Source organism: Mesorhizobium sp. M1004 (genome assembly GCF_040318795.1).
Taxonomy (GTDB): Bacteria; Pseudomonadota; Alphaproteobacteria; order Rhizobiales; family Rhizobiaceae; genus Mesorhizobium.
The window spans coordinates 1-15354 of sequence record NZ_JAMYNB010000033.1 but is presented as its reverse complement, the minus strand read 5'-3'; the positions used below and the strand labels follow the sequence as shown (position 1 = coordinate 15354).

15 protein-coding genes and 1 pseudogene are annotated in these 15354 nt (G+C 63.7%); 4 read left to right on the top strand and 12 right to left on the bottom strand.

What is annotated here, in order from left to right; translation table 11 throughout:
- Nucleotides 1–131: 131 nt before the first annotated feature.
- The 4 genes from NKH54_RS32190 to NKH54_RS32175 form a co-directional block, all read right to left on the bottom strand.
- The gene (locus NKH54_RS32190; RefSeq protein ID WP_023743626.1) at nt 132–1106 is read right to left on the bottom strand and encodes an IS5 family transposase; all 975 of its coding nucleotides are present in this window, start codon (nt 1104–1106) and stop codon (nt 132–134) included.
- Nucleotides 1107–1194: 88 nt separating this feature from the next.
- Nucleotides 1195–3075 carry an ABCB family ABC transporter ATP-binding protein/permease gene (locus tag NKH54_RS32185; protein WP_352764035.1) on the bottom strand — a complete coding sequence of 627 codons (1881 nt, stop codon included), beginning with the start codon at nt 3073–3075 and terminating at the stop codon, nt 1195–1197.
- Between the two features lie 24 nt (nt 3076–3099).
- Nucleotides 3100–3435 carry an ArsR/SmtB family transcription factor gene (locus NKH54_RS32180; protein ID WP_023672695.1) on the bottom strand — a complete coding sequence of 112 codons (336 nt, stop codon included), beginning with the start codon at nt 3433–3435 and terminating at the stop codon, nt 3100–3102.
- Nucleotides 3436–3663: 228 nt separating this feature from the next.
- Entirely contained in the window at nt 3664–5349 is a 1686-nt protein-coding gene (locus NKH54_RS32175; RefSeq protein ID WP_353029704.1) for a LysM peptidoglycan-binding domain-containing protein, read from the bottom strand.
- A 125-nt stretch (nt 5350–5474) separates the two neighbouring features.
- Between NKH54_RS32175 and NKH54_RS32170 the strand changes: the two genes are divergently transcribed.
- The 4 genes from NKH54_RS32170 (at nt 5475) to NKH54_RS32155 (ending at nt 8925) form a co-directional block, all read left to right on the top strand.
- Nucleotides 5475–6086 carry an LOG family protein gene (locus NKH54_RS32170; RefSeq protein WP_023673582.1) on the top strand — a complete coding sequence of 204 codons (612 nt, stop codon included), beginning with the start codon at nt 5475–5477 and terminating at the stop codon, nt 6084–6086.
- Nucleotides 6073–6348: a hypothetical protein gene (locus NKH54_RS32165; RefSeq protein ID WP_353029703.1), complete on the top strand. Its 276-nt coding sequence runs from the start codon at nt 6073–6075 to the stop codon at nt 6346–6348. Before NKH54_RS32170 ends, NKH54_RS32165 begins: the two co-directional genes overlap by 14 nt.
- 121 nt (nt 6349–6469) lie before the next feature.
- Nucleotides 6470–7774, top strand: a complete 1305-nt coding sequence (locus NKH54_RS32160; RefSeq protein ID WP_353029702.1) for a sulfotransferase family protein — start codon at nt 6470–6472, stop codon at nt 7772–7774.
- 158 nt (nt 7775–7932) lie between these two features.
- Entirely contained in the window at nt 7933–8925 is a 993-nt protein-coding gene (locus tag NKH54_RS32155; RefSeq protein WP_023684466.1) for a transporter, read from the top strand.
- Nucleotides 8926–8991: 66 nt separating this feature from the next.
- Here the strand turns inward: NKH54_RS32155 and NKH54_RS32150 are convergent, their stop codons facing one another.
- The 8 genes and pseudogenes from NKH54_RS32150 to NKH54_RS32115 all read right to left on the bottom strand — a co-directional run bounded on the left by NKH54_RS32150 (nt 8992) and on the right by NKH54_RS32115 (nt 15296).
- Nucleotides 8992–9678 carry a glutathione S-transferase family protein gene (locus NKH54_RS32150; protein ID WP_023673578.1) on the bottom strand — a complete coding sequence of 229 codons (687 nt, stop codon included), beginning with the start codon at nt 9676–9678 and terminating at the stop codon, nt 8992–8994.
- Nucleotides 9679–9689: 11 nt separating this feature from the next.
- Nucleotides 9690–10646: an EamA family transporter RarD gene (rarD, locus tag NKH54_RS32145; RefSeq protein ID WP_460221953.1), complete on the bottom strand. Its 957-nt coding sequence runs from the start codon at nt 10644–10646 to the stop codon at nt 9690–9692.
- Nucleotides 10647–10757: 111 nt separating this feature from the next.
- A complete protein-coding gene (cimA, locus tag NKH54_RS32140; protein WP_023684468.1) occupies nt 10758–12374 on the bottom strand; it encodes a citramalate synthase in 1617 nt (538 codons plus the stop codon).
- A gap of 187 nt (nt 12375–12561) precedes the next feature.
- Nucleotides 12562–13518, bottom strand: coding sequence for a prolyl aminopeptidase (gene pip, locus NKH54_RS32135; RefSeq protein WP_023727580.1), 957 nt, complete (start codon nt 13516–13518; stop codon nt 12562–12564).
- A 168-nt stretch (nt 13519–13686) separates the two neighbouring features.
- Nucleotides 13687–13998: pseudogene (locus NKH54_RS32630) on the bottom strand (GFA family protein); the annotation flags it as partial.
- Complete coding sequence (locus NKH54_RS32125) at nt 13995–14486, bottom strand: GFA family protein (RefSeq protein ID WP_353029701.1); 492 nt, start codon at nt 14484–14486, stop codon at nt 13995–13997. The pseudogene NKH54_RS32630 and the gene NKH54_RS32125, both read right to left, overlap by 4 nt.
- Before the next feature lie 22 nt (nt 14487–14508).
- Nucleotides 14509–14895 carry a VOC family protein gene (locus NKH54_RS32120; protein WP_023684472.1) on the bottom strand — a complete coding sequence of 129 codons (387 nt, stop codon included), beginning with the start codon at nt 14893–14895 and terminating at the stop codon, nt 14509–14511.
- Nucleotides 14892–15296 carry an endonuclease domain-containing protein gene (locus tag NKH54_RS32115; protein WP_023684473.1) on the bottom strand — a complete coding sequence of 135 codons (405 nt, stop codon included), beginning with the start codon at nt 15294–15296 and terminating at the stop codon, nt 14892–14894. Before NKH54_RS32115 ends, NKH54_RS32120 begins: the two co-directional genes overlap by 4 nt.
- Nucleotides 15297–15354: the final 58 nt, after the last annotated feature.

Here is a 15354-nt window from a genome sequence, read left to right as displayed (position 1 = left end):
GTCATGGTGGCGTTCCTTCGCGGGAATCAGGTGACGTGAACAATCACCAGCCTGCCATGACCGCCCCCTCTCAGCGAATTTGCAGAACTCTCAGCACACTACCCGGATTTCGGGCGCAGTGCGACCCTAGATCAGGTCGCCAGCGTCACCCAGCGACGCATGTTGAAGGCCATGGCGGCGATGAGAACCTGTCCTGCGGCCTTGGCCAAACCGCGATAGCGGATGGCGCAAAGTCGCATGCGGTTCTTCAAGGTGGCGAAGGTCGTCTCGACGGCAAAACGTTGCCGGGCGATCAGTTGGTTGAACTGCTTCAGGCGCGCCGGCAGGCGCGGATGATGCTTGTTGGCCCGCCGCATCAGCCGCGGCTTGATCCCGCGCTGCCTCAGCGACAGCTCGCGCGCCTTGGTGTGATAGGCCGCATCCGCCAGCACCGCGCCTTCGTCGCCACAGATCAGATGATCCGCCTCGACCGTGTCGTTGACGTTGGCTGCTGTCGTCCTCACCCGGCGGATCAGACCAGAACCCTGGTCGACGCCGACATGGGCCTTGTAGCCGTAGGAGGAGCCAGGCTTGCCCTGCCGGCGTGTAAAGCCGGCATCGGGATCGCCGGCATCGCCCGCTTCGTGCGCGGCCCCACTGGGCGGCCGTGCCGCCGCCGTCTCGATCACCGTGGCATCGAGCATCGTGCCGCGCCGCAGGATCAGCCCGGCCTTGTCCAGTTGATGGTCCAGTTCGCCAAACAGCTTCTCCAGAAGCCCGGCTTCCACGAGAAGATTGCGAAAGCGGTTGAGCGTGGTGTGGTCGGGCACCGTCTCCTCGAGCGTCAGTCCAACGAAGCGGCGGAACGACAGCCGATCGGCGAGCGCCTCCTCCAGTTCGTTGTCCGACAGCCCATACAAGGATTGCAGCAGAAGCGCCTTGAACATCACCAGCGAATTGTACGCAGGCCGCCCCGGCCCAGTTGGCGAGCGCAGCCGCGCCAGGATCTTCTCGAAGCGATACCACTTCACCAGCGACGACAGCCGGTCCAGTCGTCCGCTCCGACCAAGACCCTGCGGCAGCAGAGCCTCTACAAAACTGAACTGACCGCTCGGCTTTGTCGTCATCGCAAAATCCCCGTTTCAAAAACAGGGAATCACACATCCACCCAATTTTGCAACAGTCCCCCAAGGGGGGAGATTGGCGCTCCGCCGCCTAGTTCACCTCCGAAGTCCTTCTGCGCACAACCACACCCAACTCATCGCTCTCCCTGGCAATCCGAAGCCTCTCTTCGGCTTCCGTCGCCTCGCGCTGGCGATCCCACATCGAGGCGTAGAGGCCATGTTGGCGCATCAGCTCGGCATGGGTGCCGCGTTCGGCGATCTCGCCGTCCTTGAGTACGATGATCTCGTCGGCGGTGATCACCGTCGACAGGCGGTGGGCAATGACGATGGTGGTGCGGCCCTTGCTGACCAGGTCGAGGGCGGCCTGGATTTCCTGTTCGGTGTGGCTGTCCAGCGCCGAGGTCGCCTCGTCGAGCATCAGGATCGGCGGCGCCTTCAAAATCGTGCGGGCAATCGCCACGCGCTGCTTTTCGCCGCCCGACAGTTTTAGCCCGCGCTCGCCGACCATCGAGCGGTAGCCTTCGGGCAGTCGTTCGATGAACGGGCCGATCTGGGCAAGCTCGGCGGCTTTCTGCATGTCTTCCTCGCTGGCGCCGATGCGGCCATAACGGATGTTGTAGGCGATGGTGTCGTTGAACAGCACGGTGTCCTGCGGCACCATGCCGATGGCGCCGCGCAGGCTCGCCTGCGTCACATCACGGACATCTTGGCCGTCGATCAGCACCTGACCGCCCTGGACGTCGTAGAAGCGGAACAAGAGCCGCGAAATCGTCGACTTGCCGGCGCCGGACGGGCCTACGATGGCCACCGTCTTGCCGGCCGGAACCTCGAAGGAGACGCCCTTCAGAATCTTGCGGCTGGGGTCGTAGGCGAAGTGCACGTCGCGGAACTCGACCTTGCCGGCTGTAACAGTGAGCGGCTTGGCATCCGGCTTGTCGGTGATTTCCTGCGGCACATCGAGCAGGTCGAACATCTGCTCGATGTCGGTCAGCCCCTGGCGGATTTCGCGGTAGATGAAGCCGATGAAATTGAGCGGCACCGAAAGCTGCATCAGCATGGCGTTGATGAAGACGAAATCGCCGACCGTCTGCGTGCCGGCCTGCACCTCCAGCGCCGACATGCACATGACGATGACGGTGCCGAGACCGAAGATGATGCCCTGGCCGAAATTCAGCCAGCCGAGCGAGGTCCATATCCTGGTCGCCGCCATTTCATAGCGCGCCATCGAACGGTCGAAGCGCTCAGCCTCCATACCCTCGTTGTTGAAGTATTTGACCGTCTCGTAGTTGAGCAGGGAGTCGATCGCCTTGGTGTTGGCGTCGGTGTCGCTGTCGTTCATGTCGCGGCGGATCGAGATCCGCCAGTCGCTGGCGCGAACCGTGAACCAGACGTAGAGCCACACCGTGGCCGCCACCACGACCACATATTTCCAGCCATAAGTGTAGGCGAAGATACCGGTGGTCAGCGCGAATTCGAGGATGGTCGGCGCCGTGTTCAGCATGATGAAGCGCACGATCGTCTCGATGCCCTTGGTGCCGCGCTCGATGATGCGCGACAGGCCGCCGGTGCGGCGCTCGAGGTGAAAGCGCAGCGACAGCTGGTGCATGTGAACGAAGGTGCGGAACGCGAGCTGGCGCACCGCATATTGGCCAACGCGGGCAAACAGCGCGTCGCGCAGCTGGTTGAAGCCAAGCTGCACCAGCCGCACGACATTGTAGGCGACGACCAGCATCACCGGCGCCAGCAGGAAGGATGGCAGCGGCGGCGGCGATTTGGCGTCACCGGCCAGAGAATCGGTCGCCCATTTGAAGAAGTACGGCCCGGCAACCAGTGTCAGCTTGGCAACGACCAGAAGCAGCGTTGCCCAAGTGACGCGTGCCCTGAGATCGGCGCGGTCGGCCGGCCACATATAGGGCCACAGATTGCGCAAGGTGCTGAAGGTCGAGCTATCGGAAACGGTTTTTTCTGCCACTTGTCTTGCCTTTTGGGTGAGAAATCAGCGGCCGGAGCAGCAGGAATTGACGAGTGCGGTCAGCGATGCGGAAACGTCGGCGAGCGCGGCGCGGTCGAGTTGATAGCGCGAGCGCTGGCGGTCGGGCTCGAAGCGGACCAAGCCTGCTTCGACCAGGATTTTCAGATGCTGGGAGACCGTCGACTGCGCGAGGTCGAGATGGTCGACAACCTCACGGCAGCAGCAGGAGCGGCTGGCTGACAGATGTCTAAGGATCTCGATGCGCGCCGGGTGCGAGAGTGCGGCGAAGCGAGCGGCAACGGCGCGGCTTTGGGGCGGTGCGCAGTTTGCGTGGTCTGGTTCAGCGAGCGAGTCTGCCATCGTTCATCGGCGATAGACGATGAACGGGTGCGTGGCAAGCTAACCCGATGGGTAGAGCGACCTAATCTCCCCCCTCGAGGGGAGATGTCGCCGAAGGCGACAGAGGGGGTCGGTACATCCTGACGCAACGTCGTTTGCAGCAAAGAGAAGGTCGGCGTTCTATGCGCGGCGACCCCTCTGGCCTGCCGGCCATCTCCCCCTCAAGGGGGGAGATCAAGCGCTCGGCCGCTACTGCGTCTTCACCGGCGCCGTTGTCACCTGCTCGCCCATCGCCTTGAGGTCGGCGGCTTCGCCTTCCTTTGACTTTTCCGGAACCTTGAACACCTGCCCCGGCCAGATGCGGTCGGGATCGCTGATCTGGTCCTGGTTGGCGAGATAGATGGTCGAGAAGCGCACGCCGTGACCGTAGACGCGCCGTGAGATCCGCCACAGCGTGTCGTGCCTGCGGATGATGACCGCGCCGTCTGCATGTTCGAGCTTTGGCGCCACCGTCTCGGGCACGTCGGGCGTTGCCGCCGCGACGACGGCTGGAGCCTCAGCGGCGGGCGCTGCCGGTGCCGCAGGTGCCCCGGCAACCGCCGGGGCAGCCGAAGCCGGCGCTTCAGCCGCCGGTGCGGCTGGTGCGGATGCGGCAGCAGCCGGTGCGGGCTTCGCAGGGGCAGCCGCGATAGTGGCTGGCGCCGCAGGCTTCGGAGCGGCCGGTGCTTCGGCAGCAGCCGGTGCGGCCGGCTCAGCAGGCTTTGCTTCGGCGGGCTTGGTCTCGGTGGGCTTGGCCTCCGCGGGCGCCACGGCGGCGATCGCTTCGCCGGGTTCGCGCTCGAACGGCACGGCGGCGCGGGCCACGACCTTCACGCCGTCGGCGTCGAGACCGTCGACATGGATGGTGTAGCTGCCGACCGGGATGTCGCGCGTCGCCTCGACCAGGAAATGACCGTCGGGCGAGGTCACCGCATCACCAAGCAGGATATCGTTGGCATAGGCGCGCACCTTGCGGCCGGCGTCAGCCAGACCGGCGACGAAGATCTTGTTGCCGTCGATCTCGACCGCCTCGACGACGATCTTGGGTGCAGCCACGCCTGCCGCCGGCGGCGCTGCAGGTACTGCTGGCGCTGCAGGGGCAGTTGCGGCTTCCACAGCCGGAGCAGCAGGTGCTGTTTCAGCGGCCACGGCAGGCGCAGCCGTAGCAGGCGCCTCAGCGGCTGGGGCAGCGGCCTGATCGCCGGCGGCCGGTGCCGCGGGCTTGGTCTCAGGCGCCGGGACGCTAAGCAGCTCGGCCGGCTTGCCGGGTTCCTCGACCATCGCCAGCACCTGGCCGGCGGCGTCCTTGGGAACCGAAACGACGGCGGTCTGCACGGAAGGGGTAACCACATCGCCGGCCGTCGCGCGCAAGGCAATCGTATAGTCGCCGGGCTTCAGCGGATCGTCGAGAACGATGACGAAGGCGCCGTCCGGACCGGCGACAGTCGAGCCAAGCACCGAGGAGCCGTTGAGGATCTCGATCTTCGAATTGGGCGCAGCATTGCCGGCAACGACGATCGAGCCGTTGCTTTCGACGCGCACGACGTCGAAGCTCGGCGCAACCGGGCCGGCCGCGGCCGGCGCTGGGGTTGTTGGGGCAGCAGCGGGCGCGGCAGGTGCCGCCGGAGCCGCAGCTTCGGTCGCGGGAGCCGTTGCGTCGGCAGGCGCGGGTGCTACGGGAGCCTTGGCATCGGTGGGCGCGGCGGGCGCCGGCGGCAGCCTTCCCTCGGTCCCCGGATCGGCCAGCTTTTCAGCCGGCGGCGTCAGCGATGCAATCGCCGCAGGCGGCGTGGGATTCAGATACGGGTCGAGTGCGCCCGATACATAGGCGGTTCCGACGACCGCGACGGTCCCACCGGCCGCGAACAGAAACGCCTTCAATGGATTAACAGCCATATTTCCCCTACCCCTTAGCCACCTGAAGCCGGTCTAGCGTGTTTTGCCGGCACCGACAAGAAAAAGCCCGGGCTTGTCAGCCCTTGGGGCTTGACCCCGCATTCAGACCCAATCACCAATCACGAATGAACACGATTCGATCCGTCTGCGTCTATTGCGGCTCGTCTCCGGGCCGCGATGAAATCTATGCCAAGGCCGGGCACCTGCTTGGCCGCTCGCTCGCCAAAGCCGGCCTGCGGCTGGTCTATGGCGGCGGCACCAAAGGCATTATGGGCGCAGTCGCCGAAGGCGCGCTCAAGGCCGGCGGCAAGGTAACGGGCATCATTCCGCGCTTCCTCATCAACAAGGAGGCGACCGAAACCGCGCTTGACCGGCTCGACGAGTTGCTGATCACCGACAACATGCACGAGCGCAAGCACAAGATGTTCGAGAAATCCGACGCCTTTGTGGCGCTGCCCGGCGGCATCGGCACGGTCGAGGAAATCGTCGAGATCATGACCTGGGGCCAGCTCGGCCATCACCGCAAGCCGATCGTCTTCGCCAACGTTCAAGGATTCTGGGATCCGATGCTGGCGCTGCTCGACCATATGGCCAGCGAAGGCTTCATCCACACCGCGCAACGGGTCAAGCCGCTGGTGGTCGAAGACCCCGAGGCCATCGTCGCCGCCATCATGGTGGCGGGGTCGTCGGTCGATGCGCCGACGGAAGGCGTGCAGTCTGTAATTGACAAGATGTGAAGACGAAGCCGGCCTTGGCGCAGGCGGCCAGGAATTGAGCCCGGTTGGTGTCGTCGGCCTGGCGCACCAACTGCGCCGCGTCGTGCTGGCGATCAAGGCTGCCGGCTACGAAACACTGGGCAACACCTGGATCGGCGACAGCAACAAGGCCAGCCTGGCCCAGAAGCAGAAGTCCAATGCGAAGCCACTGATCGACTGCATCTGCTTGGCCAGGATCTGTAGCGTTGGGGCAGCTGACTTCGATCTGTCCAGCTTTTCTTGAGCTCCGTCTTGTGCGCAATGTAAGCACGTTGGCGACGATTTCCATTTGCAGCCCGCTTCGCAGTTGGTTATCGGAGAACATTGGGCGGGAACGGAAATTTGGAGAGCGAGACAAAGGGGAGATGAATCCGCGCGAGCGATTGACGGCCGCGAAGGGCGAGATCGCGTCGGAACCAAGGACGGCGATCCTGGTCCTCGGAATGCACCGCAGCGGCACCTCGGCGCTCGGCGCCCTCGTCGCCGCGCATGGAGCCACGCCGCCGAAACATCTGCTGCCCGGGAGCCTCCACAATCCCAAGGGACATTGGGAAAGTACCCCACTCACCATCGCCGACGACCACCTGCTCACGGCGGCCGCCTCCTCCTGGCAAGATTGGCTGCCGCTAGATCGGCAGTGGCTGCAGTCGCCGGCAGCCGAGCGATTTCGGCCCATGATGACGGCGATCATTGCCAGCGAGTTCGGCGATGCCCCCCTGTTTTTCGTCAAGGATCCGCGGATCTGCCGGTTCCTTCCCTTCATAGCCTCGATCCTGGCCGATCTCAGGATTGACCCGATCGCATTTCTGCCTGTTCGCAACCCGCTTGAAGTCGCCTGTTCGCTGCAGGAACGGGATCAAATGGCACTACCGACAGCGTTCATGCTGTGGCTCAGGCACGTGCTCGAAGCGGAGCATCATTCGCGACACATGCCGCGCTGTATCCTGCGCCACGAAGACCTGTTGAGCGACTGGCGACATCAGATGGACCGCGCGGCCAGGGAGACCGGAATCGTCTGGCCTGTCACGTCCGATCACGCCGACGCCGCAATCGCCGAGTTCCTGGACAAGGATCTGCATCATCAGCGGGCCTCGGTCGCTGATCTGCAAAACCATCCGGATGCCACGCCGTTAGTCCGCAGTGCCTATGCCATTTTGCGCAGTATGGCGTCTGAAGGCGACAGCCAGGACTTGCGCGACCAGCTCGACAGGGTGCGGGCGACGTTCGATGAGAGCTGCAATGTGGTTGGCAAGGCCGTTGCCGCAGGGAACCTGGCCGCTAAACGGCTACACGGCGAACTGGGAAAGGGCATCGTCGAGCGTGACGCCCTCGCTGACGCCCAACAGGCCCTCATCCGAGACCGAGACAGCTTCATGGCGGAGCGTGACGCGCTCGCTCACGCCCAGCAGGACCTCATCCAAGCCCGAGACAGCTTCATGGCGGAGCGTGATGCGCTTGCTCACGCCCAGCAGGACCTCATCCAAGCCCGAGACAGCTTCATGGCGGAGCGTGACGCGCTCGCCCTGGGCCAAGACGGCCTCGTAGCCGAGCGTAGCGCGCTGGCCAGGATCCGAGACGACCTGGTGGCGGAGCGCGATGCGGCGCTTGCGTCACGCAGATGGCGATTGACCGGACCGTTGCGATGGGTGAGCTCCATTCGTCGGCGATAGCAGCAAACACTCTAAACGCTGCTCGACAAACTGTGATCGCCTGTCAAGAAACCGTCACACGGAACCCGCCTCCCTCGTGTTACGAAGGACGGGTCGGCATCCGCGCGTCGGCATAGTCGAAATCTGAACCTGGTCGAAATTTCTTGGCGAGGCGAGCCGTGAACATTGCTCTCAACGCGGAAGGCCTGTCGCCTTACCTGCCCGACGAGCACGGGCTGTTCTTCATCTACCATTTCACCGCCGAGGGCCTGCGCACCAAGGACGCGGCCGAGGTTGCATGGACATGGCGCAGCTACCAGCTGTCCGACCTGCGCGCCCGTCATGAGATCGCCGCCGAGCAGGCTCTGCCCGGGCCGGTGCGCGAAGCTTTCCTCGGCGCCAGCCAGGGTTGCCACATCGATCTCGAGGATGCCTGGCTTTATGGCGACCTGCCGGATCTGCGCCACGACTATTCGGCGGAAGCGCGCGGGCTCGGCCATTTCCGTTTTGCGCTCAACGACAAGACGCTGATCGGCGCGCGCAAGCAGCCACTGGAATCGGTCGATCTCATCCGCAAGGCGGTGGAGAGCGGCTCGCGCAAATTCCGCTCCCCCGCCGACCTGGTCGAAGCGGTCATGGGCCAGTCGCTCGACGGCATGGCGGCCGAGCTCCACGGTCTTGGCGATACGCTGGACGGCATCGAGGACCGTATCGTGCGCGATGCCTGGCACGGCGAGCGGCAGTCGCTGGTCGAGGCGCGCCGTCAACTGGTGGTCATCCACCGGCAGATGGCGACGCTCACAAACCTTTTTCGCCATCTCGACCATTCGCATCGCAATGAGCTGCCCGATCGGATCAATGACATGGCGACAAGGCTCTCGCACCGGGCACACACGCTCTATCACGACGGCGAGCAGTTGCAGGCACGCGCAAGGTTGCTGCAGGACGAGTTGATGGCCAAGCTGACAATGCAGTCCAACCAGCTGCTCTATGTGCTGTCGGTGATGACGGCGGTGCTGTTGCCGATGACCATCATATCAGGCCTGTTCGGCATGAATGTCGGTGGTCTGCCCATGGTCAATACGCCGATGGGCTTCTGGGTGGTCTCGGCGGTTTCGATCGTGATCGCCGCGGCGACCTACATGTTCGTAAGGCGGCTCGGGCGGACGTAACGCCCCGATCCCTTTGTTTTCACGCAATTCCCAAGGGAACGCGACGCGCTTTTCCTGGAATGCCCATCACGCCGTAGCGCGAAGATCCTCGACGATGGTGCCGGCGGCAGCGACCTCCGCCTCATGGTCCGGCTCCCGCCAGGTCTCGGCGAGACCCGCCGCATACCATTCCTGCATGGCCGGCAGGCCAAGCAATTGCGGGGGATAGGCTGCAGCTGCCCCTTCGAAAGACAGCCCATAGGATAGCACACGGAACGCCACCGGAGCAAAGAAGGCGTCGACGGCGGTAAAATGGCCGCCGGCAAGGAACGGCCCGCCGAACAGGGCAAGGCCATCGTTCCAGAGATCGCCCAAACGGAACAGATCCTGCTTCAGCGCGTCCGACATCGGCAACGGTTTCACCCGCAAGCCGCAATTCATCGGGCATGCGCCGCGCAAGGCCGTGAAACCAGAATGCATTTCGGCGGCGGCCGAGCGCGCCCAGGCTCGCGCCTTGGCCTCGGCAGGCCACACACCATGGTGGCGCTCGGCGAGATACTCGGCAATAGCCAGCGAATCCCAGACAGCCCAGCCGTCATCCACCAGGCAAGGCACGCGCCCGCTGGGCGAGAACGCCCGGTAGAGATCGAAACTGGGCCCGGTCGGAAACGGCGTCAATTGCTCCTCGAACGGAATGTCGAGGGTGCGCATCAGCACCCATGGCCGCAGCGACCATGACGAATAGTTCTTGTTGGCGATATGCAGCACGTACATGGAAAGGCTCCCTACTTCGGGGCCAACGCCACCGGGCGGATTTCACGGCCACGAAACATCGACCAGGAATACATCGCCAATGCCGCCCAGATCAGCGCGAAGGCAATTGCTTGCGTGGTGCCGAACGGCTCGTCGAAAATCAGCACGGCGATCAGGAACACCATGGTCGGTGCGATGTACTGCATGATGCCGATGGTGGAGAGGCGCAGAAGCTTGGCGCCGAAGGCGAACAGAAGCAGCGGCACCGAGGTGACTGGGCCGCAGCCGATGAGCAAAGCCATATCGGTGCCGTTGCTGGAGATGAAATGGTCCTGGCCGTTGACGACCAGGAAGACGATGTAGGCAAGCGCCGGCACCGACAGCAAAAGCACTTCGAGCAGAAAGCCCTGGCTCGGGCCGATCGGCAGCGTCTTGCGGAAGAACCCATAGGCAGCGAAGGAAAACGCCAGCGCCAACGACACCCAAGGCAATTTGCCGGCATCGACGGTCAGAACGGCAACTGCGACCGCCGCCAGCAACACGGCCACGATCTGCAGCCGGTCGAGCTTCTCGCCGAGCAACAACGCGCCGACGACGATGCTAACTAATGGGTTGATGTAGTATCCGAGCGCGGTCTCGACGGTGCGGTCGACCGAGATCGCCCAGACATAGATGGCCCAGTTGACGGAGATCAGGGTCGCCGTCAGCGCCGCCATGGCGATGCTGCGCGGCGAGCGGATCGCCGCCTTGAAATCGGCTGTGCGGCCGGCCCAGACCAGCACTGCAGCAGCAATCGGCACCGACCAGACGATGCGGTGGGCGATCACCTCGATCAGCGGCAGATGCGCAACCGCCTTCATGTAGAAGGGCAACAGGCCCCATAGCAGATAAGCGCCGAGCGCGAGGAGAAAGCCGCTGCGGGCTTTGGAGTCGGCGTCGGGCTGGATCGTGTCGCTGGCCATGGCAAACGCTATGGCCCAGTGGGCCATCCAAAACCATCGCAAAATTATGATGGATCAATGGACTTCCGCTGATGGTTCAAGGGGCGCCGCCAGTTCCTCGCCCCACTTCGAGGGGCGAGGAACCCAAGTCCTGCAAGCTTACTCCGCCGCCACCAATCCCGCCATGTCGCGGTTCTTCATCAGCTTGTAGACGATCGAATCCATCAGCGCCTGGAAGGACGCATCGATGATGTTTTCCGACACGCCGACCGTCCACCAGCGTGCGCCGGTGCCGTCATGCGATTCGATCAGGACGCGGGTGATCGCCTCGGTGCCGCCATTGAGGATACGCACCTTGAAATCGGCGAGCTCCATGTCGGCGATCTCGCTCTGGAATTTGCCGAGGTCCTTGCGCAACGCGATGTCGAGCGCGTTGACCGGGCCGTGGCCTTCGGCCACCGACATCTTCTCCTCGCCCTCGACCATCACCTTGACGATGGCTTCGGAGACCGTCTTCAACTGGCCGTTGGCATCGAAGCGGCGCTCGACCATGCAGCGGAACGAAGTGACGTTGAAGAACTCCGGCAGGCCGTGCAGCATTTTGCGCGCCAACAGCTCGAAGGAGGCATCGGCGCCCTCATAGGCGTAGCCCTCGGCCTCGCGCTCCTTGACCACCGAGATCAGCGCATCGAGACGATGGTCGTCTCTGGGCACATCGATGCCGCGCCGCTTCAGCTCGGCGAGGAAATTGGCCTTGCCGCCCTGGTCCGAAACCATAACGCGGCGGCGGTTGCCTACTGCCTCGGGCGGCACATGTTCATAGGTCGCCGGCTCCTTGGCCAGTGCGGAGGCATGGATGCCGGCCTTGGTGGCGAAGGCCGAGGCGCCGACATAGGGCGCCTGCGCTTCCGGAGCACGGTTCAGCAATTCGTCGAAGGCGCGGGAAAGCCGGGATATCCCGGTCAGCGCCTCGGCCGAGATGCCGGTTTCAAACCGATCGGCGAAGGCCGGCTTCAGCGCCAGCGTCGGTACGATCGAGACCAGATTGGCGTTGCCGCAGCGCTCGCCGATGCCGTTCAGCGTGCCTTGGATCTGGCGCACGCCGGCCTCGACGGCGGCGAGCGAATTGGCCACCGCTTGGCCGGTGTCGTCATGGGCATGGATGCCGAGATGGCCGCCCGGAATACCTGAAACAATGACCTTGTCGACGATGGCGCGCACTTCCGAGGGCTGCGTGCCACCATTGGTGTCGCACAACACCACCCAGCGCGCGCCGGCATCATAGGCGGTCCTGGCGCAGGCCAGTGCGTAGTCCGGATTGGCCTTGAAGCCGTCGAAGAAATGCTCGCAATCGACCATCGCTTCCTTGCCGGCGGCAACAGCTGCTTCGACCGACGCGTTGATCGAGTCGAGGTTTTCCTCATTGGTGCAGCCGAGCGCGACGCGGACATGATAGTCCCAGCTCTTGGCGACGAAGCAGATGGCGTCGGACTTGGACTGCACGAGCGCTGCCAGGCCCGGGTCGTTGGATGCCGACACGCCTGCCCGCTTGGTCATGCCGAAGGCGACGAACTTTGCCTTCGCCGTGCGCTTCTGCTGGAAGAAGGCGGTGTCGGTCGGATTGGCGCCGGGATAGCCGCCTTCGACATAGTCCATGCCGAACTCATCGAGCAGCTTGGCAATCGCGATCTTGTCCTCGACGGAAAAGTCGATGCCCGGCGTCTGCTGGCCATCGCGGAGGGTTGTGTCGAAGAGATAGAGGCGTTGTTTGGTCATTGTTCTGTTGGCGCGCGAGCACCCCCCTCTGGCCTGCCGGCCATCTCCCCCTCAATGGGGAAGATCGGCAGCTTTAGCGTCGGATCGTTTCCTGCAGCGATGAAGATTTGCGAAAGCGCCGATGACAGCGAATCTCCCCCCTTGAGGGGGAGATGTCCGGCAGGACAGAGGGGGGTGCCACGCGCTGTCATTTCCCCGCAAACCCATCCGTCGCGCGTATCAGCCGATCCAGAATCCCCGGCTCCGAATAGGAATGGCCGGCGCCTTCGATGAGGTGGAAATCCGCCTTCGGCCAGGCCTTGTGCAGGGCCCAGGCATAGCGCGCCGGGCACGGCATGTCGTAGCGGCCGTGGACGATTGTGCCGGGAATATCCGCGAGCTTATGGGCATCGCGCAGAAGCTGCCCCTCCTCCAGCCAGCCGGCGTGGACGAAATAGTGGTTCTCGATGCGGGCAAAGGCGATGGCGAAGTCGTCTTCGCCGAACTTGTCGCTGGTCTCCGGCTCCGGTAGCAGCGTGATCGTCTCACCTTCCCACAGGCTCCAGGCAAGGGCGGCTTCCAGCTGCGCCTTGCCATCGGCGCCGACCAACCGCCTGCGGTAAGCGGCCATCATGTCGCCGCGCTCGGCTTCAGGAATTGGCGCCAGGAAACGCTCCCATTTGTCGGGGAACATCTCGGAGACGCCGAACTGATAGTACCATTCGAGTTCGGCGCGGGTCAGCGTGTAGATGCCGCGCACGACAAGCTCGCTGACGCGATTAGGATGCGTCTCGGCATAGGCCAGCGCCAGCGTCGAGCCCCACGAGCCGCCGAACACCAGCCATTTTTCGAAGCCGCACATCTCACGCAGCCGCTCGATGTCGGCAACCAGGTGCCAGGTGGTGTTGGCCTCGAGCGAGGCGTTGGGTGTCGATTTCCCGCAGCCGCGCTGGTCGAACAGGATGACGTCGTAAAGCTTCGGGTCGAACAATTGCCGATGTTTTGGCGAGAAGCCGCCGCCGGGACCGCCATGCAGGAAAACGGCCGGCTTGGCGCCCCTGGTTCCGGAACGCTCCCAGTAGATATGATGGCCGTCGCCGACATCGAGCATGCCGGACTCGAACGCATCGATCTCTGGATAAAGAGTACGAAGTTCACTGTTCATTTCATTGCTCATATCTTCAGGCCGTGCGCGGGCCAGTCCGTGGTGGTCGGGATGCTGGAACGAGATGATCTGCTCCTGGCGGGAGTAGAAATCCGGATCCTGATGCAGGGGCTGGTCAAAGATCGTTTCCACCCAAGGCAATCGGACCGCGTAGTTGACCTGGATCTGCGGCGCCAGATCGGAGCGGTCGTCGAAGGCGCCGATGGCGATCTCCAGTGCGCCAGGTTGGCGATAGGTCAGCGGTGTACCGCAGCGGGCACAGAAGCCGCGATCGATGTTGACCGACGACTGGAAGTAGGTCGGCTCCTCGCGCACCCATTCGACGCCATCCTTGGGCACTGTCACCAGGGCGCCGAAAAACGACCCGAACTGTTTCTGGCACATGCGGCAATGGCAGATGGACGCCCGGCCAAGCTTGCCCTTGATGCGGAAACGGACGGCGCCGCACTGGCAGCCGCCGGTTCGAACTTCATCGGTCATAACTTTTCCTCTGGCGGCCATTGTTCGGTGTCATGATCGGGATGCTGGTAGGAGACAAGCTCGGCAAGATAAGGCGCCGACGACATGTCGGCCATCGTGTCCTCGCCCGGCAATTGCGGAAGGGTGTCGACATAAGGCAGTTTTGCCTCGGTGCCCCACTGGATCAGCGGCACGATTTCGGCCGGATTGTCGAAGGCGCCAATGGCAAGGCCGACGCCGTCGGGCGCGGTAAAGGTCAGCGGCGTGCCGCAATTGGCGCAAAAGCCACGATCGACATGGCTGGACGAGGCGAAATATTTCGGTTCGCCGCGCGTCCAGTCGAGTTTGGCGCCACGCACCGAGACCAGGGGCGCGTAAAATGAGCCGAACGCCTTCTGGCACATGCGGCAATGGCAGACCGAGGCGTCACCCAGCGCACCCTCGACGCGAAAGCGCACCGCGCCGCACTGGCAGCCACCGGTGTAGATCGGCCGGTTGTCGAGGCTCATGGCGTCTCACTCCGTTTCATAGTCATTCGGGCGCATGGCAGACGGCCTCGACATTGTTGCCGTCGGGATCCAAGACGAAGGCGCCGTAATAGTCCGGGTGATAATGCGGGCGCAGCCCCGGCCCGCCATTGTCCTTGCCGCCGGCGGCGAGCGCCGCGGCATGGAAGGCGTCGACCTCGGCGCGGCTGCGCGCGGTGAAGGCGACGTGCTGATGGGTCCTCGGCTTGTCATCGCTGGCCTGCAGCCAGAACACCGGCCGGTCGCGGCCATAACCGCCGACCTTGGCGCCGCCGGTATATTCCAGTGGCACCATGTAAATCAGCGAGGCGCCAAGCGGCGCCATCGCCTGGTCATAAAAGGCTTTCGACGCGCCGAAATCGGCGACATTGATGCCGAGATGGTCGATCATGAAACAAGCTCCTCCCTTGCTGGCGCCGGCACGTCGGCGCCGGCCAAGCCGGCCTCGATCACGATGTGCTGGCAGACATTGTCGATATCGCGGATGACGTCGTCGTTCCAGAAGCGCAGGATGGTCCAGCCACTGGCACTCAATTGAGCGCTGCGTGCCTTGTCGCGTTCTGCATCTTCTACGTCGGCATGCTGACTGCCATCAACCTCGACTACGAGGTGGTGGGCCGAACAGGCGAAGTCGACAATGTAGGGCCTAATCGGTACCTGTCGGCGAAAGCTCATCCCCATCAGCCGGTGAGCCCGCAACTCATTCCACAGTTTCAGCTCGGCATCGGTCATGACGCGACGCATGGACTTTGCATTCTTGCGCTGACGCGATGGAACGAGGTCGTGACCCATGCTCAGGCCACTCCGCGCTGGCGATTAGCGAAAACCGAGGCGAGGGCTGATCTCCCCC